Origin of the sequence: Nonomuraea sp. NPDC049421, assembly GCF_040677005.1 — a bacterium.
Taxonomy (GTDB): domain Bacteria; phylum Actinomycetota; class Actinomycetes; order Streptosporangiales; family Streptosporangiaceae; genus Nonomuraea; species Nonomuraea salmonea.
Map to the genome: position 1 here is coordinate 1 of NZ_JBFAQA010000058.1, position 19016 is coordinate 19016.

Sequence of the window (19016 nt, forward strand, 5' to 3'; positions counted from 1 at the left end):
CTCCCCCCTCCACCCGGGCCGCGCCGCCGACTCCGGCGGCGCGGGGCTGGGGCTGGCCATCGTCAAGGAGATCGTCGAGCTGCACGGGGGCGCCATCCGCATCGACGACTGCGCGGGCTGCCGCATGGTCGTCGACTTACCAGGGAGAACCACGATGGCCCACACCCCCCTGCCTTCCGACACCCCTGACCTCCCCAGAGGCGTCGAACCGGCACCCGGTTCCGCGCTCCCGGCCACGGGGGGTGGGGAAGGCCCGCTGATAGGCGATCCGCAGCCGGCTGGCGCACCAGGGCCAGCCCCTGTCGGGGCCGGCGCCGCCAAAGCAAACCCCGCAGGGGCTGGTGCTGTGGGAACAGGCGCCGAGGGGGCAGGCGCCGAGGGGGCAGGCGCCGAGGGGGCAGGCGCCGAGGGGGCAGGCGCTGCTGTGGCTGGTTCCGTGCGGGGAGGCGGCGCCGCCGCAGGTGGCGGCGACTCGTCACACGCGTCCGCCGACGCCGTCCCGGGCACCGCCGTCGGCGCACCGGCCGCGCATGCCGACGGCGCGGACGCCCTCATCGGTCCCGCTGGCGCGCAGACCGATGGTGTGGACGTCCAGCCCGGCGTCTGGGCCGCGCATGCCGGTGGCGTGGACACCCGTACCGGTCCCGCTGGCGCGGAGACTGACGCTGTCAGCGCCCTGATCGGCATCTCGCGCGCGCTCGCCGGCGGGGCGGAGGCCCTGACCGGTTCCGCTGGCGCACAAGCGGACGGTGTGGACGCTCAGCCTGGAGGTGCGGGCGCGCATGCCGGTGGCCTGGTCGCCGAGGACGGTGAGGCGGATGCGCGTAGCGCCGGCACCGGTGCCTTCACCCCCGACGCGGGCGGGGGCGTGAGCGAGTCCCCGCAGGACGCGGGTGTGAGCGGGGCGTTGGTGGAAGGCGGGGGCGCTATGGCGAGCGGCGACCGTGCTCTCGCTGCCCCTTCCGCTGCCCCTTCCGCTGGCGCGAGCGCTGAGGCGGGCTTGGGCGGGCGGGAGGCGCTCACGGAAGGCGCACGTGCTGATGTCGAGGGGGCGGTGCCTGTGAAGGGGGTTGGTGTCGCGGTGGGGGGCGATGCCGGTGGGTCGTACTCGGGGGTGGGGGCCCTGGCGGCGGGGTTCGGGGGTGGGGCCGGTGGGTTGGTGCGGATGATCGCGGGCGGGGTCGTCGGGGTGCTGGTCGGGTTCATGGTGGGGATGTTCGCCGCCGTGCTGGCCAGTGTGGCCATGGGTGACATGGCGGCGCTCGTCACGCTCATCGGCTGTACCGCGCTGCTGGGCGCTGTCGGTGCGGCTCTGGGTGCGGGGTCGGGGCGGCGTGCGGCGGTGGCGGAGTATCACCGGCGGCAGGTCGCCTACCACCAGAGCACCGCACAGCCCCCGGCGTCCGCGAACCGGCCGGCCGCGACGGGCGGTGCGACGAGTCGGTCCGGTGCGGGGGGTGAGCAGGACGCGACCCAGCCCGGCGCGGGAGGCCGGAAGGGCGCGGCACAACCTGGTGTGGGAGGCCAGAAGGGCGCGGCACAACCTGGTGTGGGGAGTCGGCAGGGTGCGGGGGCATCTGGCGACGTGGGGCAGGTGGGCCTCAAGGGGCCGGCCGAGGCGGCACACGCGGCTGCGGCCCACTCCAGTGCGGCCGTCCAGGCCGGGGCTGGCCACGTAAGTGCGGCCCATCTCGGCGCGGGCCACTCTGGTGCAGCCCATTCCGGCGCGGGCCATTCTGGTGCGGCTCACTCTGGTGCAGGCCATTCCAGTGCGGGGCATTCCAGTGCGGGGCACTCGGGTGCGGCGCACGTCGGCGCGGGGCGCTCGGCTGCTGGGCAGGTGGGTGGGCGGGAGTTGGGGCAAGGGCAGGTTGCGGCGGGGCAGGTGCTTGTGGGGCAGGGCGGGGGGCCGCCCTATGTGCCGCCGTACGTGCCGCCGCCGCTGTTCCCGCGGCCCGAGCTGCCTGAGCCGCCCGGGTGGATGGTGCCGGCGGCGGCCGGCGCGGGGGTGTTCGCGGCGGTGGCGCTGCCCGAGGCGCAGGTGGGGCTGGGGCTGGTGCTGGTGTCGGTCGTGCTGGGCGGGGCGGCGTTGCCGGCGCTGCTGCGGCGGATGACGCCGTGGACGGTGGCGTTCGGCGTGACGGCGTACTGGCTGATCTCCATGGCGGCGGTGCGCGACGCGGACTGGCTGGTCGCGCTCCTGCTGATCGCGGGCGCGGGGCTGGGCGCTCTGGCCGTGTCGGGCGCGGGCGCGGGCTGGCTGGGCGTGATCAGGGGCGGCTTCTCGGTGCTGCTGGCGCTGGGCCCGGTGCCGTGGTTCCTGGCGGTGCCGATGAAACGGCTGACGGCGCGGCGCAGGGTGCTGCCGATGCTGGCCGCGCTGGGCATCACGGCGGTGCTGCTGCTGGTGTTCGGGCTGCTGTTCGCGTCGGCCGACGCGGTGTTCGCCTCGTACGTGGACCGCCTGACCGCCACCCCGGCCTGGGCGGAGTCGATTCCGCTGCGGATCTTCCTGTTCGCGCTGTTCGGTGTGCTGCTGGCCGCGGTCGTGCTGGTGGCGCTGCGGCCGGTGGCGGACCCGGTGGGGCCGGGGACCAAGTTCCGGGTCAGCACGAGCGTCTGGCTGGTGCCGCTGACGGCGGTGAACCTGCTGTTCGCGGCGTTCGTGGCGGTGCAGATCAGGGTTCTGTTCGGCGGCGACACGCTGGTGCTGCGGACGGCGGGCCTGACCTACGCCGAGTACGCCAGGCAGGGCTTCTTCCAGCTCGTGGTGGTCAGCGTGTTCGTGCTGGGCATCGTGGCCGTGGCGGCGGGCCTGCTGAAGGTGGACCGGCGCGAACGCTGGATGCTGGCGGCGCTGCTCGGCGTGCTGTGCGGGCTCACCATGGTGGTGCTGGCCTCGGCGCTGCACCGGATGAACCTCTACACCGACGCGTACGGCCTGTCCCGGCTGCGGCTGTCGGTGCAGGCGACGGTGTACTGGCTGGGCGCGCTGTTCGCGCTGGTGCTGGTGGCGGGCGCGGCGCGGCTGGCGGGCCGCAGGTCGGGCTGGCTGCCCCGGACGATCGTGCTGGTCACGGGCTTGAGCCTGGGCCTGTTCTCGCTCGCGAACCCCGACCTTCAGGTCGCGCGTACGCAGGTCGAGATCCGCGGCGTCACCAACCTCGACTCCGACTACCTGGGAGACCTGGGCGCGGAGGCGGTGCCGGCGCTGGACCGGCTGCCCGAGCCGCAGCGCAGCTGCGTGCTGCACGACGTCGTCCAGGCCAACGGCCTGTACTACCCCGAACCGTGGAACGGCTGGAACCTGGCCCGCTCCCAGGCGCGGGCCCTGCTGGCCGAGCACCCTGTGCGGTACCACCCGGACTGCGGAGCGGTGCGGGCCGGCGGCTCTGATTGAATCCTGGAGTGACCTTCGACGTAGTGATCAGCGGCGGCCGGGTGCTCGACGGCACGGGCGCCCCGCCGTTCCGCGCGGACGTGGCCATCTCGGGTGATCGCATCGCGGCGGTCGGCAGGATCGACCCGGCAGGGGCGGGCGCGGTGATCGACGCGACCGGGCGCTTCGTGGCGCCGGGGTTCGTCGACTGCCACGCCCATGGCGACGCCGCCGTGTTCGATCCGGCGGTGCAGCGGGCGGCGTTGCGGCAGGGGGTGACGACGTTCGTGCTGGGCCAGGACGGGCTGTCGTTCGCGCCAGGCTCGGCGGCGACGGTGGCCTACGCCTCGCGTTACTTCGCCGCGGTCAACGGGGCGCTGACCGACGGGCCGCTGAGCGTGCGCGAGCTGCTCGACGGCTATGACGGGGCGGTGGCGCTGAACACCGCGTACCTGCTGCCGCACGGCACGATCCGCTACGACGTCATGGGCCCGTCGCCCGACAAGGCCGCGCCCGCCGACCTCGACGCGATGGTACGCCGCGTCGAGCAGGGCCTGTCGGAGGGCGCGGTGGGGCTGTCCAGCGGCCTCGAATACCTGCCGGGCCGCTACGCCGACGCGGCGGAGCTGGCCGCGCTGTGCGCGCCGCTGGGCGGGCTCCCGTACGTCACCCACATGCGCGCCTACGGCGAGCGCGCCGAGACGGGCATGACGGAGGTGATGGAGATCGCCGAGCTGTCGGGGGCCGCGGTGCACGTCTCCCACCTGCACGGCCCCGCCGACGTGCTGCTGCCGCTGGTCGAGCAGGCGCTCGGCAAGGGCGTCGACCTCACCTTCGACACCTACCCCTACCTGCGCGGCAACACGATCCTGGCGATGGTCGTGCTGCCGCCGTCGGTGCCGGGCGCGGAGCCGGAAGCGGCGATGGAGATGATCGGTTCGGGCGTGCTGGACGACTGGTGGCCGACGCTGGACGCCGTCTGGCCGCGCCTGACCGTCTCGCACGCGCCGGGGCTGGAGTGGGCCGAGGGCCTGACGATGGTCGCGGCGGCCGAGCGGGCGGAGGTCTCGCCCGCGCAGTTCTGCCGGCGGCTGCTGACGGAGACGCGGCTGGAGGCGGGCGTGGTCACGGCCCGCCCCGACGAGGGCCCGCAGGGCGAGCAGTCCGTACGCCGCATGCTCCGCCACCCCTCGCAGACCGGCGGCTCCGACGGCATCTATGTGGGCGGCCACCCGCATCCGCGCGGCCACGGCGCGTTCGCCAGGTTCCTGGCCAGGCACGTCAGGGAGCTGGGCGACTGGACGTGGGAGCAGGCGGTGACGCACCTGTCGGCCCACCCGGCGCGCCGCTTCGGCCTGCTCGACCGGGGGCTGCTGCGACAGGGCTGCGCGGCGGACGTCGTGGTGTTCGACCCGGCCACGGTGACCGACCTGGCCACCTATCCGGCGCCGCGCACGCTCGCCGAGGGCGTGGACGACGTGCTGGTCTCCGGCGTGCCCGTGCTGGCGCGCGGCGAGCTGACCGGGGCCACCCCCGGCCGGGCGCTGCGCCCGTGAGCGCGCGGCCGGAGAGCCTGGTTGGGATAGGGTCGGACCCGGACGAAGGGGGTGTGGTGCCGGCGATCCTCGGTCAGTCGGTCTTCGACGGCGGCCTTGAGTTTCCCGCGATGGTGGTGCACCGCGACGCGCTGGAGCACAACGTCGCCACGATGGCGGCCTTCGCCCGCGATCACGGCATGGAGCTGGCGCCGCACGCCAAGACGCACATGTCGGCGGAGATCGCTGCGATGCAGCTGTCCGCCGGCGCGTGGGGGCTCACGGTGGCGACGCTGCGGCAGGCCGCGACCGTCAGGGGTTTCGGCGTGGGCCGCGTCATGGTGGCCAACCAGGTGGTCGATCCCGCGGGGCTCGCCTGGGCGGCGGCGGAGCTGGACCGCGACCCCGAGTTCGAGCTGCTGAGCTTCGCCGACTCCGAGGCGGGGCTCGACCTCCTCGCTGGGCACGCGGGGAAACGCCCTTTCCGGGTGCTGGTCGAGCTGGGCCACGAGGGCGGCCGGGCCGGCTGCCGGTCGCTGGAGCGGCTGCTTGAGGTGGCCGCGTACGCGCAGCGCACGCCAGGCGTGGAGCTGGCCGGGGTGGCGGGCTACGAGGGCGGGCTGAAGAGCGCGGAAGACGTCCGGAAATATCTGGCGGCGCTGCAGGATGCCGTCGAGTACGTCCGGCTCAAGCGCCCCGTCCTGACCGTCGGCGGCAGCCAGTGGTTCGACGTGATCGGCCGCGAGCTGGTCGCCACCCAGGCGCGGATCCTGCTGCGCAGCGGCGCGTACGTCACCCACGACGACGGCTTCTACCGCGAGCGCACCCCGTTCAACCGCATTGACGGCGAGCTGCGCCCGGCGCTGGAGGTGTGGGCGCACGTGCTGTCCACCCCCGAGCCCGGCCTGGCGATCGTCGGCATGGGCAAGCGCGACGCCCCCTACGACGAGGGCCTGCCGATCCCGCGCCGCGGCGGCGTCACGATCATGAAGATGCAGGACCAGCACACCGTGGTCCGCGCCGCCGGGCTCAAGCCGGGCGACCTGCTGGCCTTCGGCATCTCCCACCCCTGCACCGCCTTCGACAAGTGGCGCGTGCTGCCGCTGGTGGACCGGGATTACCGTGTCGTTGGCACGATACGCACCAACTTCTAGGGGAGATCTCGTGAAAAAGGAGCTCAGGACCACAGAGGGCGCCGCCCCGGTCGGCGCCTACTCCCAGGGGCTCGTGGTCGGCGACTTCGTCTTCACCTCCGGCATGGGCCCGCTCGACCCCCACACCGGCGAACTCGTCGGCGACGACGTCGCCACCCAGACCCACCAGGTGATGCGCAACCTCGGCGCCATCCTCGCCGCCCACGGCCTCGGCTACGACGACGTCGTCAAGGCCACCGTGCACCTCCAGCACGTCAAGCGCGACTTCGCCGCCTACAACGAGGTCTACAAGTCCTACTTCAACCAGCCCTACCCGGTGCGCACCACCGTGGGCTCCGAGCTGATGGACATCCTGGTCGAGATCGACTTCGTCGCGCACAAGAGCGCCTGAGGTGCGGCTGTGGACAGTTCGGTGTACGTCTTCGTCGAGGACCTGCGCGGCGAGGGCGTCGAGCGGGTGCTCGACAGGCTCAGCGGCTACGGCGTGTCCGGCGTCACCGTCGGCGCCGTCCACCACGCCTCACGCGACGTCACCCCCCACGGGCTGTCCCGGCTGACCCTGCGCCACGACGGCGCCCACTTCACGCCGCCGCCCGAACTGTTCGACGGGCTGCGGCTGCGGCCCGTACCCGGCTACACCGACGCGCTCGACGGGCTGGCCGAGGCGTGCGCGCGGCGGTCGATGAAGCTGCACGCCTGGACGGTCTTCCTGCGCAACGCCACCCTCGGCGCCGCCCATCCCGACGTGACCGTACGCGACTGCTTCGGCGACCGCGGCTCGCTCACCGACCTGTGCCCGGCGCACCCCGACGTACGCGACTACGCCGTGGCGCTGGCCAGGGCGGTGGCGCGGCTCGGGGCCGACAGCGTGGTGGCCGAGTCGCTGCACTTCAGGCCGCTGAAGCCGCAGCGCTCGTTCGTGCCGCTCGGGCCGATGGACGCCTACCTGTTCGGGCTCTGCTTCTGCGACTACTGCCTGCGCCGGGCCACCGACCTGGGCGTGGACGCCGAGGTGGCGCGGGAGGAGTGCGCCCGCATCGTGGGCGGCGTCTTCGACGGCGACCCTCCCGCGCAGGGCGAGGTCACCAGGGCGGCGCTCACCGCGTACGCGGGGCCCGACGTGGTGGCCTACGCCCGCGCCCGCTCCGAGACCGTCACCACGCTGGTCTCCGAGGTGGCGTCGGCGGTGGCCGACGAGGGCTCGAAGCTGGTGTTCATCGACTCGACGGGGGCGGTCAAGGGATACACCGACGGGCTGCCCACCCCCGGCCTGGCCGCCCACGACGCCTGGCAGTTCGGCGTCGACCTGGTGGCGCTCGGTGACCTCGTGCCGGCGTTCGGGGTGCTGGCGTACGCGCGGGACGCGGCGCGGGTGGCCGACGACGTGGGCGCCTACCTGCGGTCCGTGGGCAAGGACCGCGAGGTGCGTGCGGTGCTGCGGCCCGGTCACCCCGACAGCGACTCCACCGACCGGCTGGTGGCCAAGGCGCGCGGCGCGAAGGCGGCGGGGGCGATGGCGGTCGACTTCTACGCGTACGGGCTGGTGCCGTACCCGGTGCTCGACCGCATCCCGTCCGCGCTGGCCGAGGCACCCTGACCCTCAGGCGGTCCCCGCGCCGAACATCGCCGCGGCCTCCCTGCCCCTCTCCTGGTTCTCCTCGACGTGGGGCCGCAGCTCCGTCTCGTAGGCGGCGAAGGCCGCGTCGTGGTCGCCGCCCGACTCGGCCAGGCACCGGGCCAGCGTCCAGGCGCCGATGAGGGCCTGTGAGGTGCCCATGCCGCTGGTGGGCGCCGCGCAGTAGCCGGCGTCGCCGACCAGCGCCACCCGGCCGCGTGACCAGCCGTCCAGGACGACCTGGCAGGAGGAGGCGAAGTACAGGTCGTCGGCCGCGCTCATCGCCTCCAGCAGCCTCGGCACCTCCCAGCCGCGTCCGGCGAACGCCTCGCGTACGGCCTGTTCCTGCGTACGGCGGTCGCGGTGGTCGAGGTCAGGGCCGTCGGTGGCGAAGGAGAGGCTGACCGTGAGCGGGGCCGCCGGGTCGTGGCCGAACAGCAGCACCGCCGAGCCGGGTGAGGTCTGGATCAGCGAGCGGTGGTCGAGGCCGAGGTGGTTGGGGGTGCTGAAGCCGACGCCCGACATGCCGAGGTGGCGCAGCGCGCCCGGCTGCGGGCCGAAGGCCAGCCGCCGGACGACGGAGTGGACGCCGTCGGCGCCGATCACCAGGTCGAAGTCGCGCGTCCCGGCGCGCTCGAACGCGACCGTGACGCCGTCGTCGTGCTCGGTCATCGCCGTGATGGAGTCATCGAAGACGTACGTGACGTCGTCCGCGGTGCGGCGGTGCAGGATCTTGGTCAGCTCACGCTTCGGCACCTCCAGCTCGCCGGCGAACGTCTCGTTCGGGAGTTCGGCGAGCACCTCGCCGAGCTCGTCCACCACCGTCGTGCCGCGCATCATCGTCTCGTGCGCGCGGACCTCGTCGAGCACGCCCATGTCCGTGAGCACGTCGAGCGCCCGGCCGCGGAAGTCCACCCCGTAGCCGCTGTCGCGCAGGTGGGGGGCCCGCTCGACCACGGTCACGGCGTGGCCCTGGCGCTGGAGGAAGTACGCGAGTGCGGGGCCGGCCACGCTGGCACCCGAGATCAGGATCGTCGTCATGGGCTTGACCGTACGCGCGTCTTGTCCATTTGGTCAAACCATTTGGGCAAATCTCTCGGTATGCTGCTCGGCATGGGAAACCGGGAGGATCTGCTGGCGGGTGCCAAGCGCTGCCTGATCGAGCGCGGGTGGGCCCGTACGACCGTGCGCGACATCGCCGCGGCCGCCGGCGTCAGCCACGCCGCCATCGGCTACCACTTCGGCTCGAAGGAGGCATTGCTCACCCAGGCCCTGGTCGAGGCCGTGGACGAGCTAGCGGAAGAGCTGGCCGTCCGGGCGCCGACCGATCGGTCCGAGGAGCACTGGCGGGCGCTGATCGACAGCTTCACCACGCACCGGGCGCTGTGGGTGGCTCAGCTCGAAGCCGCGGTGCAGGCCGAACGCTCACCCGAGGTCCGCGAGCACCTCGCGAAGGGCCAGCGGCTGGGACGGGAGGGGATGGGCGGCTCGGTCCCGCTCGCCCTGGTGAGCGGCCTGATGCTGCAGTGGCTCGTGGACCCTGACCACGCGCCGTCCGCCGCTGACGTGGTCGGCGAACTGCGCTCACTCCAGGAGCGGTGACCCGCTGCCGGTCACCTGCCCGGCCCAGGGGCACGAGGGTCACGCGCGCCAGCGCCGGCGCATGCCGCGAGGCGGCCTGGCCGGCGCGCGTTGAGGGGTCAGCCCGGCCGGCGCACGCCGTCGAGCACTAGGGCGACGGCTTCGGTGGCGAAGTCGTCGCCGACCTTCATACCGCGCAGGACGGCCCGCATCCACACCGCCCCGGCCAGCAGATCCATGATCAGCAGGGGGTCGGCGGACGCGTCGAGCTCGCCCCTGCGCGCCGCGCGTTCGAAGACCGCGCGCTCCCTGGCGAACCGGTCGGCGAAGAACCGCCGCCCGTCCAGCTCGGGATGGCGTACGGCGGCGGCCAGCGCGGCCACCGCGATGTCGCTGCCCGGCGGCTCGGTCAGCAGCCGCCGCACCCCCTCGACCAGCGCGACCAGGTCACCTCGCAGGCTCCCGGTGTCGGCCACGGTGAGGCCCAGCACGTCGGACTCCACCAGCGCCGCCCCCAGCAGCGCCGCCTTCGACGGCCACCACCGGTAGATGGTGGTCTTGTTGACCCCCGACCGCTCGGCGACCCCCTCGACGGTCAGCCCGTCATAGCCCCGCTCGGCCACCAGCCGCAGGGTCGCGTCGAAGATCTCCCGCTGTTTCCTGGGCGCCATGGAGGTCATTCTCTCGCCGCGAACGCGGTGAGTACGCCCAGGCCCAGGTAGACGGTGCCGCTGACGTACTTCAGGGTCTTGGCGGCGCGGGTGAGGCGGCGGCCGAGGGCGCCGGCGGTGACGGCGTACAGGATGTCGGAGATCAGGCCGAGCAGCAGCAGCGTGAGGCCGAACACCACCACCTGGAGCGCGGGCGAGCCCGCGTCCGGGTCCACGAAGTGCGGCAGGAACGCCAGGAAGAACAGCGCCACCTTGGGGTTCAGCACGTTGACCAGCACGCCTTCGAGGAACACCTTGCGCAGCGGCTGCGGCTCAGGCGGGCCGGCCTGCTGGTCCTTGGCGGTGAACGCGCGGATGCCCAGGTAGACGAGGTAGGCGACGCCGGCCCACTTGATGACGGCGAACAGCGTGGCGGACTGCGCGATGACGTACGACAGGCCCAGGGCGGCGGCCGCGATGTGCACGAGCGTCCCGGCCTCCACGCCGAACGCGCTGGCCAGGCCGGCCGCCCGACCCTGGGAGAGGCCGCGCGCGGTGATGTAGAGGTGGTTGGGGCCGGGGATGAGGACCAGGGCGAGGCTGGCCGTCACGAAGATGGCGAAGGTGGAGGGAGCTATCACGGAAGAGCAATCTAGGCCGGGTTTGGTCCGGCCAGGAGGGCCAATCCCGTGGGCGTTCCGTGGACCAATTTGTTGTCGGGCGAGCGTGGCATAGTTTGCAGACGTGAATGGTCTACTCGTCGGGCGCTCTGCTGAGCTGGCCGGACTCCTGCGGGCGCTGAGCTCCGCCGCCGATGGCGTGGCCGGCGTGGCGCTCGTCGGTGGAGACGCCGGCATCGGCAAGACCCGGCTCGCCGCCGAGCTGGCCGCCGAGGCCCGCACGCGCGGCTTCAACGTCCTGGTCGGCCAGTGCGCCGAGCTGGGCGACGCGCTGCCCTACCTGCCGCTGGCCGACGCGCTGCGGGGCGCCGAGCCCGCCGTGCGCGAGGCCGCCGCCGCCCACCCCATGCTGGGCCAGTTGCTGCCCGGCACGGAGAGCGCGCCGTCCGCCGGGCTCACCCAGCAGCGGCTGTTCGGCTCGCTGCTCGGGCTGCTGGCCGACGTGCAGCCGGTGCTGTTCGTCATCGAGGACCTCCACTGGGCCGACCGCTCCACCCGTGACCTGCTGGTCTTCCTCAGCCGCATGCTGCAGAGCGAGCGGGTCTGCGTGGTCGGCACCTACCGCACCGACGACCTGCACCGCCGCCACCCGCTCAGGCCCGTCCTCGCCGAGCTCAAGCGGCTTCCCACGGTGACGAGCGTGGAGCTGGGGCCGCTGGGCGCGGGCGAGATGGCCGACTACGTCGCCACCCTGGGCGAGATCGACGCGCAGAGCCTCGGGCTCATCGTCTCCCGCGCCGACGGCAACCCGTTCTACGCCGAGGAGCTCCACGCCGCCATGGCCGAGGGCGACAGCCTGCCCGACGAGCTGGCCAGCCTGCTGTTGTCCAGGGTCGAGGTGCTGTCGGAGGCCGGGCAGCAGGTGCTGCGGGCCGCCGCCGTGGCCGGCCGCCGGGTCGAGGACGACCTGCTGCGCGAGGTGTCGGGGCTGCCGCTCGCCGAGTTCGAGGAGGCGGTCAGGGAGATCGTCTCGCGCGGCCTGCTCAAAGTACGCGGCCACGGCTACGCCTTCCGCCACGCCCTGCTCCAGGAGGCCGTCTACACCGACCTGCTGCCGGGCGAGCGCACCCGGCTGCACGCCGCGTTCGCCCGCCTGCTCACCTCGCCGGCCGAGCTGGCCCACCACCACCTGGCCAGTCACGACCTGGCGGGCGCGTTCGCCGCCTCGATCGAGGCGGGCAGGGCGGCCGAGCGGGTCGGCGCGCCCGCGGAAGCCCACAGCCACTACGACCGCGCGCTGTCCCTGTGGGAGCGGGTCGAGGACGCCGAGCGGCTGGCCGGGGCGAGCCGGGCCGAGCTGGCCTTCCGCAGCGCGGTCATGGCCGCCGACAGCGGTGACAAGCACCGCGCCGTGGCGCAGCTCCGGGTGCTGCCGCAGACGTCCGAGGTGAGCGAGCGGCTCGCCTACTACCTCTACGAGATGGACGACGAGGCCGCCGCGGCCGAGGTGGCCGAGCGCGCGGTCGAGAGCGCGGACGAGCCGGCGGCGCTCTCCCGTGCCATGGCCACCCACGCCCGCACGCTGCTGTGGGGCCCGCGCCACCAGGAGGTCGAAGAGCTGGCCACCAAGGCGCTCGAGCTGGCCCGCACGGCCGGCGCCAGAGACGCCGAGGTCGGGGCGCTGCTCACGCTGGCCACGTCCGTCGAGCTGCGCGGCGACATGCACCGCGCGCACGAGCTGGCCGAGAAGGCCATGGCGGGGCCCACCGGCGACCTCGCGATGGACCTGCGGGCCCGCTTCCACCACGCCCGCATCCACTACGAGCAGGGCGTGCTCGAACACGCCGCCGAGGTGGCCGACGACGGCATCCGGCTGGCCTCCGACGCCGGGCTCATGTGGAGCACCTACGGCACCGACCTGCGGTTCCTGCGCTTCCTCATCCACTACGTCGCCGGCGAGTGGGACGCGGCGGAGACGATGGCGGCCGGGTTCGGCGCCAGGGTGGGCACGGTGCCGGAGGCGATCCTGTCGTCGTTCGCGCTGTTCATCGAGGTGGCACGCGACCTGCCCGTGGTCGAGTCGCGGCTGAGCTGGCTGCGGCCGTTCTGGTCCGACCCGCTCGCCTCCTACATGTCGCGGGGGCTCGCGGCCGAGCACGCGCTGTGGCACGGCGATCCCGCCACGGCGCTCGACCACGTACGCGCGGTCCTCGCGGCGCAGGTGCCCGGCGAGTCGGGCAACGTCCGCATGGCCGCCATCGGCCTGTGGGCCCTGGCCGAGCTCGGCACCACCGAGGGCGCCGACGACCTGCGCGCCCAGGCCAGGCTGGCCGTCGAGTCAGGCCCCACCGGCGGAGGCGGCCACCTCGGGCCCGAGGGCCGCGCGTGGGCGCTGCGCGTCGAGGCCGAGTGGCACCGCGTGCACGGCCGGCTCGACGTCGAGCTGTGCCGGCGGGTGACCGAGGCGTTCGGCTACGGCTTCGTCTACGAGGCCGCGCGGGCCCGCTGGCGGCTGGCCGAGGCGCTGCTCGCGGCGGGCGACCGCGACGCGGCCCAGGCGGAGTGGGAGCAGGCCAGGGAGGCGGCGGGCAAGCTGCGGGCCGTGCCGCTGGAGAGCGCGCTGCTCGACTTCGGGCGCCGCGCCCGCTTCGGCACCTCCGGCGGGCAGGCGTCCGCCCCGCAGGGTGAGCTGACGGCCCGCGAGGCCGAGGTGCTGCGGCTGGTGGCCGAGGGGCTGACCAACAGGGAGATCGCCGAGCGGCTGTTCATCGCCCACAAGACGGTCAGCGTCCACGTGTCCAACATCCTCGGCAAGCTCGGCGTCTCCACCCGCACCCAGGCCGCCGCCACCGCCCGCCGCCTCGGCCTGCTGCCCTAGCCGGTCACCCGCCCAGTGCCGCGCGCTGCTCCGGGGTGAGCGGGCGGGTCGGCACACCGCGCAGGAGGAGGAAGAGCTTGGCGGTCTCCTCCAGCTCCTCCACGGCGTCCAGGGCCGCGCCCAGGCTCGCGCCCGCGACGATCGGGCCGTGGTTGCTCAGCAGCAGCGCCCGGTGCGTACGCGCCTTCTCCTCCGCGGCCGGGCCCAGCGCCGCGTCGCCCGGCGCGTAGTAGGGCAGCAGCGGCAGCCGGCCGACCCGCATCGCGAAGTACGCGGTCAGCGGCGGCAGCGCGTCGTCCGGGTCGAGGCCGTCCATGCAGGACACGGCGGCCGCGTACGTGGAGTGCGTGTGCACCACCGCCTGCGCGTCCGGCCTGGCCCGCAGCAGCGCGGCGTGCAGGAACGCCTCCTTCGACGGCTTCGGCCCGCCCACGTGCGCGCCGGTCAGGTCGATCAGCGACAGGTCGGCGGCCTCGACCGTGCCCAGGCTGGAGCCGGTGGGGGTGACGAGGACGCGGTCGCCGACGCGTACGGACAGGTTGCCGGTGCTGCCGTGGGTCAGGCCGCGCGCGAACAGCGAACGGGCGGCGGCCACGATGCTCAGGCGTTCCTTCTCGAAGGTCATCGGGACGCCTCCAGCAGCAGGCCGGGCTCGCCGAAGTTGCCGGACTTCAGCAGCAGCGAGAAACCGTTCGGGGCGTGGATCCACGGCACGCCGCGCGCCGCCTCCGCGCCGATCACGCCGCCCGGCACGCCGAGCGCGCTCACCACGGCGCCCGAGGTCTCGCCGCCGGCCGAGATCACCCGGGTGACGCCCCGCTCCACCAGGCCGCGGGCGACGGCGCCGAGCGCGTGCTCCAGGATCGTGGCCGAGCGTTCTGTGCCGAGCGCCTGCTGGACGCGGCGCAGCGCCACCGGCTCAAGCGAGGAGTAGATGAGGGGCGCGCCCGTGCCGGGCGGCAGCCGGTCGTACCAGGCCAGGGCGCCGCGGGCCAGCGAGGCCGGGTCGCGGTCGGCCAGCGCGTCCAGCCGGTACGCCGGCCTGCCCGCCTCGATCATGACGGTGACCTGCTCCAGCGTACGGGCCGAGCAGCTGCCGGCGAGCACCGCGGCCGGCCCGGAAGGATCTGGCGCGGGCGGCTCGCCGCCCTCGGCACGCGCGTGCGCCGCCGCCAGCCCGCCGGCCAGCCCCGCCGCGCCCGCCACCAGCCGCGCCCCCGCCAGCGCCCGCCCCGACACCTCCAGGTCGGAGTCCTCCAGGGCGTCCACGAAGACGTAGCGCACGCCGTGCTCGCGCAGCTCGGCCAGCCGCCGCTCGACCGCGTGGCCGCGTACCTGGCCGAGCGTCACCACCCCCGACCGGTACGCGCTCTGCGCCTCCAGCAGCCGCGGCAGGTACGAGTCGGTCATCGGCGTGAGCGGATGGTCGCGCATGTGCGACTCGCCCAGCAGCACGTCACCGACGAACAGGTAGCCGTTGTACTGCGTGCGGCCGTGCTCGGGCGAGCTGGGCGTCATCGCGACCAGCGGCACCTCCATGGCGTCGGCCAGCGCGTCCAGCACCGGTCCGATGTTGCCGTCGCGGGTGGAGTCGAACGTCGAGCAGTACTTGAAGTAGACCTGCCGCGCCGCGCCGTGCGCTCGCAGCCACCGCAGCGCGCGCAGCGACCGCGCCACCGCGTCGGCCTTGGGCATCGTACGGGTCTTGAGCGCGATCACGACGGCGTCGTGCTCGGGCGGCTCGATGCCTTGGGGCGGCAGCCCGAAGTACAGGACGGTACGCAGGCCGCGGCGGCGCATCGCCACGGCCACGTCGGTGGCGCCGGTGAAGTCGTCGGCGATGGCGCCGATCATGGACGCCCCTCGGTGCGGGGGAGGTGGTCGAACATGAAGCCGACGTTATCGGCGCGAAAGTGGATCTATGACGACGGGGCGGCGTCGTCAGCTCGTGATCGTGGCGTCACGGATCCTGAAGTAGGACGTGTGGTCGGTCTGCAGGTACGCGTGGAAGCCCGGGGCCTTCTCCCCGGCTGTCTTGTCGGCGGTGACGATGGTCACCACCACGTACTTCTTGGACGCGCCCGAGAGGATCTTGCCGTACACGTAGTCGGAGTGCGCCTTGTCCTGGCGCCAGGTGACCGCGTCCGACGAGAGCTTCGACAGGCGGTCGGCGGTGGTCTTGGCGGCCTGGTCGCTGGGGAACTCCATGATCAGCTGAACCGCCTTGAGGTGGCCGTTGTAGGCCGAGTACGCGAGCTGGACCGCGCGCTCGCACTTGTTCTTGCGCAGGACGCCGCCCTTGCCGTCCACCGGGGTGCACGTGTCGTAGGTCCAGCCGGCGACCTTGTTCGCCTTGAACTTGACCGTGCCCATCGCGAAGTTCCAGTCGTCGAACTCGTCGTCGGTGATGGGGGAGCCGGGCTGGACCTGCTTCCTGGACGAGGTCGTGGTGGGGGACGGGGACGGGCCGGGCGTCTTCTCCTCGGTCCCCGAGGGTTTCGGGGTGGACGAGGTCGTGGGCAGGGCCACCTTGTCCGTGGGGTCGTCGCGGTTGAGGTAGAGGTAGGTGCCGATGCCGGCCAGAGCCAGCACGATGAGGCTGACCAGGCTCAGGACGGCGATCAGGACGCCCTTGCCGCTGCTCGAACCGGCCGGAGGGCCGTAGGGAGGCCCGCCCTGGCCGTAGCCCTGCTGCTGGTAGGCGGGCTGGGTGTAGGCGCCCTGATGGTGACCGGGCTGCGTGGCCCCCGGGCCGGGCTGCCCATAACCCTGCTGCCCATAACCCTGCTGCCCGTGATTTTGCCGGCCGTATCCGGGCTGGGGCCGGCCATGATCGGGTTGCCCTTGGCCCGGCTGGGCCGGCTGGTTCGGGTGGGGTGGGCCGTAGGGCTGCGGGGGGCCGTACCCTTGCGGCGCGCCCTGGCCTGGCGCGCCGCCCCACGGGCCAGGCTGTGGGGGCTGCGGCTGCGGAGGGTATGCCATCCCCCCATTGTGGGGCAGCCCCTCACCTTCTGCCCCAAAGACCCCACCAATCGTGATGCCACGGCATGCTTTGGTCGGCGCGGTGGCCACGGCCATCACGCGCTGGTGCTGACGAAGTTCTACATCATCTTCTCGTTCCTGTTCGGGTACTCGTTCACGCTCCAGATGCGCGCCGCCGAGCGGGTGGCGGCGCCCCGTCGAGCACGTCCTACGCCGCGTCACCACCTGGAGCCAGCGACTGGCGGCGGAACCTGCCGGGCGCGACGCCGTACTCGCGCTTGAAGGCGTTGCCGAAGGCGAACTCCGAGCCGTAACCGACCCGCTCGGCCACCTCGGAGACCGGCGCGTCCGATTCGAGCAGCAGCCGCGCCGCCGTCGCGAGCCGCCACGACGTCAGGTACGCCAGCGGCGGCGTCCCCACCAGCTCGGTGAAGCGGCGGGCGAAGCCGGCCCGCGACAGGCCCGCCTGGGCGCCCAGCGACTCGACCGTCCAGCGGCGGTCGGGGGCGCGGTGCATGGCGTCGAGCGCGGGCCCGATGGCCGGGTCGGAGAGCGCGGCGGCCCAGCCTCCGCACGTGCAGAGCTCGTTGGAGCTGAACCAGGCGCGCAGGACGTAGAGCTGCACGGCGTCGAGCAGGGAGGTCACGATCGTGTCGGCGCCTGGACGCGGGTTGTCGATCTCGCCGGCCAGCAGTTCGACGGCCGCGCGCAGCTCGGGGTGGCAGCCGAGGGTCGCGGGCAGGTGGATCACGGGCGGCAGTGAGCGCAGGATGGGGTGCGACACGCGGCCGTCGAGCCGGTAGCCGCAGGTCAGGGTGACGGTCTCGGCGCCCGTGCCGCCCATGCCCGCCGAGGTGAACAGCTCGGGGTCGTCGTGGCTGCAGCCGCCGGGCGGTGGCAGCGGCTTGTCCGGGTCGTCGGTCAGCCCGTACGCGTCGCCGTGCGGAAGGAACACCACGTCGCCCACGCTGAGCGGGATGGGCTCGCCCGTGCTCGGGACGAACCAGCAGGAACCGCGCAGCACGATCTGGAAGCTGGCCGAGCCGGGGGCGGAGGGGAACGCGTGGCTCCAGGGGGCGCGCCAGGAGATGCGGGCCGAGATCGGGCGGCCGGTCCGCATGAGGGCGACGACGTCGCTCAGGAGATCCATGCATGCAGTCTAAGGGCGTAGACGCTGACGTATAAAACGTGGATACCAGCGCATTCACCATCTCAGCACCACTGCCTACGGTGGTCAGCGGACTGAAAACCCGTTGAGAGAGGAACGTTGACATGCCGAAGGTGGGCATCATCCTGGGCAGCACCCGTCCCGGACGTAACGGCGAGGCGGTGGCACGCTGGGTGCACGAGCTGGCGGCCAAGCGCGGCGACGCCGAGTACCAGGTGCTCGATCTGCAGGACTACGACCTGCGTCACCTGGACGAGCCGACCCCCGCGGCCGCCGGGGTCTACCACCACGATCACACCAAGAGCTGGTCGGCGACCGTGGCGCCGCTGGACGCGTTCGTGTTCGTGACGCCCGAGTACAACCACTCGATCCCCGGCGTGCTCAAGGACGCGATCGACTTCCTGTACGAGGAGTGGGCGAACAAGGCGGCCGGGTTCGTCAGCTATGGGGTGGACGGTGGGGTGCGGTCCGTCGGGCACCTGCGGGACATCCTGGCGACGTTGCGGGTGGCGACCGTACAGATGTACGTCGCGCTCTCGGTCGCCACCGACTTCGAGAACTTCTCCGACTTCAGGCCCGCCGCCGCGCACGAGGAACGGCTGAACACCATGCTCGACCAGCTGCTGGAGTGGGACGCCGCGCTGCAGCCGCTGAGAGGATGACCAAAAAGAGGTATTTCTCCGAACAGTCGCCCCCTCTAGGAGAGCACGATCCTGAGCACGGGACCGCACCCTCACGAGCCGGGGCGACCGCGCCCGCCCGCAGGATCACCATGGCCCCCGCCGGGCCGGGCGCGGTCTAGCTGCGGGACAACGTCCCGCCCGGCGGGCACGCGGCACGTCACCCCCACACCCTCAGCGGCGTCCCCTCTTGGGTTGAGACGCAGCACACAGCCTGAACTGTTCACCCTGAGTTGCACAGTTCAGGCTGTCCTTTTTAGGGTGAAAAGGTGATGGATGAGGACGAAACACTCCTGGCGACGCGGGCCGCGACCGAGACCTGGGTGGTGCTGGGCCGGTTGCGCCGCAGGCTGGAGTCCCTGCCGTCGGGGGGCGGGCTGTCCCCGGCGCAGGCGTCCGTGCTCACCCGGCTCAGCAAGCACGGCCCCGCCTCCGCCAGCGAGCTGGCTGCCGCGGAACGCGTCAGGCCGCAGTCGATGGCCAAGATCGTCGTCTCGCTGGAGCAGGCCGGGCTGGTCGAACGCAACCCCGACCCCGAGGACGGCCGCCGCCAGGTCATCACGCTGACCGAGCAGGGCGCGGCCCGCCGCCAGGGCGACCGCGAGGCACGCCAGGCCTGGCTCGCCGCGACCCTGCGCGAGCGGGGTAGCGAGGAGCAGATCCGCGCGGTGATCACAGCGATGGCCCTCCTGGACGAGGTCGCACACTCGTGACCCGCCCCACCGACTGGCTCCGCCTGCGGTGGCGTCGGTCGACGGCGGCGGCAGGCGGGGG

At 73.3% G+C, this 19016-nt stretch carries 18 protein-coding genes; 9 read left to right on the top strand and 9 right to left on the bottom strand.

The genetic code is table 11. The features are described 5' to 3' along the window. Together AB0K18_RS49375 and AB0K18_RS49380 are read right to left on the bottom strand one after the other, a co-directional pair. A partial coding sequence (locus AB0K18_RS49375; protein ID WP_364929860.1) for a hypothetical protein occupies window positions 1-183 on the bottom strand: 183 nt, incomplete at its 3' end. Window positions 184-475: 292 nt separating this feature from the next. Then, the gene (locus AB0K18_RS49380) at window positions 476-616 is read right to left on the bottom strand and encodes a hypothetical protein (protein WP_364929863.1); all 141 of its coding nucleotides are present in this window, start codon (window positions 614-616) and stop codon (window positions 476-478) included. Window positions 617-1891: 1275 nt separating this feature from the next. On the opposite strand from AB0K18_RS49380, the gene AB0K18_RS49385 reads away from it, so the two are divergent. From AB0K18_RS49385 to AB0K18_RS49405, 5 genes are read left to right on the top strand one after another with little or no spacing between them, the layout of a single operon-like run. Next, window positions 1892-3400: a DUF4173 domain-containing protein gene (locus AB0K18_RS49385; RefSeq protein ID WP_364929866.1), complete on the top strand. Its 1509-nt coding sequence runs from the start codon at window positions 1892-1894 to the stop codon at window positions 3398-3400. An 8-nt stretch (window positions 3401-3408) separates the two neighbouring features. Beyond that, complete coding sequence (locus AB0K18_RS49390) at window positions 3409-4935, top strand: amidohydrolase family protein (RefSeq protein ID WP_364929869.1); 1527 nt, start codon at window positions 3409-3411, stop codon at window positions 4933-4935. A gap of 56 nt (window positions 4936-4991) precedes the next feature. After that, window positions 4992-6068, top strand: a complete 1077-nt coding sequence (locus AB0K18_RS49395) for an alanine racemase (protein WP_364929872.1) — start codon at window positions 4992-4994, stop codon at window positions 6066-6068. Between the two features lie 10 nt (window positions 6069-6078). Beyond that, window positions 6079-6459: a Rid family detoxifying hydrolase gene (locus AB0K18_RS49400; RefSeq protein WP_364929876.1), complete on the top strand. Its 381-nt coding sequence runs from the start codon at window positions 6079-6081 to the stop codon at window positions 6457-6459. 9 nt (window positions 6460-6468) lie between these two features. Continuing rightward, on the top strand, window positions 6469-7665 hold the full coding sequence (locus tag AB0K18_RS49405; protein ID WP_364929879.1) for a hypothetical protein: 1197 nt from the start codon (window positions 6469-6471) through the stop codon (window positions 7663-7665). Between the two features lie 3 nt (window positions 7666-7668). On the opposite strand, the gene AB0K18_RS49410 is transcribed toward AB0K18_RS49405, so the two are convergent. Next, complete coding sequence (locus AB0K18_RS49410; RefSeq protein WP_364929881.1) at window positions 7669-8724, bottom strand: FAD-dependent monooxygenase; 1056 nt, start codon at window positions 8722-8724, stop codon at window positions 7669-7671. Between the two features lie 72 nt (window positions 8725-8796). Between AB0K18_RS49410 and AB0K18_RS49415 the strand changes: the two genes are divergently transcribed. Further along, a complete protein-coding gene (locus tag AB0K18_RS49415) occupies window positions 8797-9285 on the top strand; it encodes a TetR family transcriptional regulator (protein WP_364929883.1) in 489 nt (162 codons plus the stop codon). A 98-nt stretch (window positions 9286-9383) separates the two neighbouring features. On the opposite strand, the gene AB0K18_RS49420 is transcribed toward AB0K18_RS49415, so the two are convergent. Then, window positions 9384-9935: a TetR/AcrR family transcriptional regulator gene (locus tag AB0K18_RS49420; RefSeq protein ID WP_364929887.1), complete on the bottom strand. Its 552-nt coding sequence runs from the start codon at window positions 9933-9935 to the stop codon at window positions 9384-9386. A 5-nt stretch (window positions 9936-9940) separates the two neighbouring features. Continuing rightward, the gene (locus AB0K18_RS49425; RefSeq protein ID WP_364929890.1) at window positions 9941-10555 is read right to left on the bottom strand and encodes a LysE family translocator; all 615 of its coding nucleotides are present in this window, start codon (window positions 10553-10555) and stop codon (window positions 9941-9943) included. A 103-nt stretch (window positions 10556-10658) separates the two neighbouring features. On the opposite strand from AB0K18_RS49425, the gene AB0K18_RS49430 reads away from it, so the two are divergent. Next, window positions 10659-13412 (top strand): AAA family ATPase, encoded by a 2754-nt coding sequence (locus AB0K18_RS49430; protein WP_364929892.1) that lies wholly within the window; start codon window positions 10659-10661, stop codon window positions 13410-13412. Between the two features lie 4 nt (window positions 13413-13416). Here the strand turns inward: AB0K18_RS49430 and otnC are convergent, their stop codons facing one another. From otnC to AB0K18_RS49450, 4 genes are all read right to left on the bottom strand, one after another. After that, window positions 13417-14037: a 3-oxo-tetronate 4-phosphate decarboxylase gene (otnC, locus tag AB0K18_RS49435; RefSeq protein WP_364929895.1), complete on the bottom strand. Its 621-nt coding sequence runs from the start codon at window positions 14035-14037 to the stop codon at window positions 13417-13419. Further along, window positions 14034-15266, bottom strand: coding sequence for a 3-oxo-tetronate kinase (gene otnK, locus AB0K18_RS49440; protein WP_364929898.1), 1233 nt, complete (start codon window positions 15264-15266; stop codon window positions 14034-14036). The genes otnC and otnK overlap by 4 nt, the downstream gene beginning before the upstream one ends. Window positions 15267-15353: 87 nt before the next feature. Beyond that, window positions 15354-16394, bottom strand: coding sequence for a hypothetical protein (locus tag AB0K18_RS49445; RefSeq protein ID WP_364929900.1), 1041 nt, complete (start codon window positions 16392-16394; stop codon window positions 15354-15356). 208 nt (window positions 16395-16602) lie between these two features. Continuing rightward, on the bottom strand, window positions 16603-17544 hold the full coding sequence (locus AB0K18_RS49450) for an AraC family transcriptional regulator (RefSeq protein WP_364929903.1): 942 nt from the start codon (window positions 17542-17544) through the stop codon (window positions 16603-16605). Window positions 17545-17666: 122 nt separating this feature from the next. Between AB0K18_RS49450 and AB0K18_RS49455 the strand changes: the two genes are divergently transcribed. Both AB0K18_RS49455 and AB0K18_RS49460 read left to right on the top strand, forming a co-directional pair. Next, on the top strand, window positions 17667-18224 hold the full coding sequence (locus AB0K18_RS49455; RefSeq protein WP_364929905.1) for an NAD(P)H-dependent oxidoreductase: 558 nt from the start codon (window positions 17667-17669) through the stop codon (window positions 18222-18224). Window positions 18225-18514: 290 nt separating this feature from the next. Continuing rightward, window positions 18515-18955: a MarR family transcriptional regulator gene (locus AB0K18_RS49460; protein WP_364929908.1), complete on the top strand. Its 441-nt coding sequence runs from the start codon at window positions 18515-18517 to the stop codon at window positions 18953-18955. The last annotated feature ends 61 nt before the right edge of the window (window positions 18956-19016 follow it).

Coding starts and splice junctions, on each gene's coding strand:
- AB0K18_RS49380 (WP_364929863.1), bottom strand. CDS start 616: ATGCGCGGCCCAGACGCCGGGCTGGACGTCCACACCATCGGTCTGCGC.
- AB0K18_RS49410 (WP_364929881.1), bottom strand. CDS start 8,724: ATGACGACGATCCTGATCTCGGGTGCCAGCGTGGCCGGCCCCGCACTC.
- AB0K18_RS49415 (WP_364929883.1), top strand. CDS start 8,797: ATGGGAAACCGGGAGGATCTGCTGGCGGGTGCCAAGCGCTGCCTGATC.
- AB0K18_RS49420 (WP_364929887.1), bottom strand. CDS start 9,935: ATGGCGCCCAGGAAACAGCGGGAGATCTTCGACGCGACCCTGCGGCTG.
- otnC (WP_364929895.1), bottom strand. CDS start 14,037: ATGACCTTCGAGAAGGAACGCCTGAGCATCGTGGCCGCCGCCCGTTCG.
- otnK (WP_364929898.1), bottom strand. CDS start 15,266: ATGATCGGCGCCATCGCCGACGACTTCACCGGCGCCACCGACGTGGCC.
- AB0K18_RS49445 (WP_364929900.1), bottom strand. CDS start 16,394: ATGGCATACCCTCCGCAGCCGCAGCCCCCACAGCCTGGCCCGTGGGGC.
- AB0K18_RS49450 (WP_364929903.1), bottom strand. CDS start 17,544: ATGGATCTCCTGAGCGACGTCGTCGCCCTCATGCGGACCGGCCGCCCG.
- AB0K18_RS49455 (WP_364929905.1), top strand. CDS start 17,667: ATGCCGAAGGTGGGCATCATCCTGGGCAGCACCCGTCCCGGACGTAAC.
- AB0K18_RS49460 (WP_364929908.1), top strand. CDS start 18,515: ATGGATGAGGACGAAACACTCCTGGCGACGCGGGCCGCGACCGAGACC.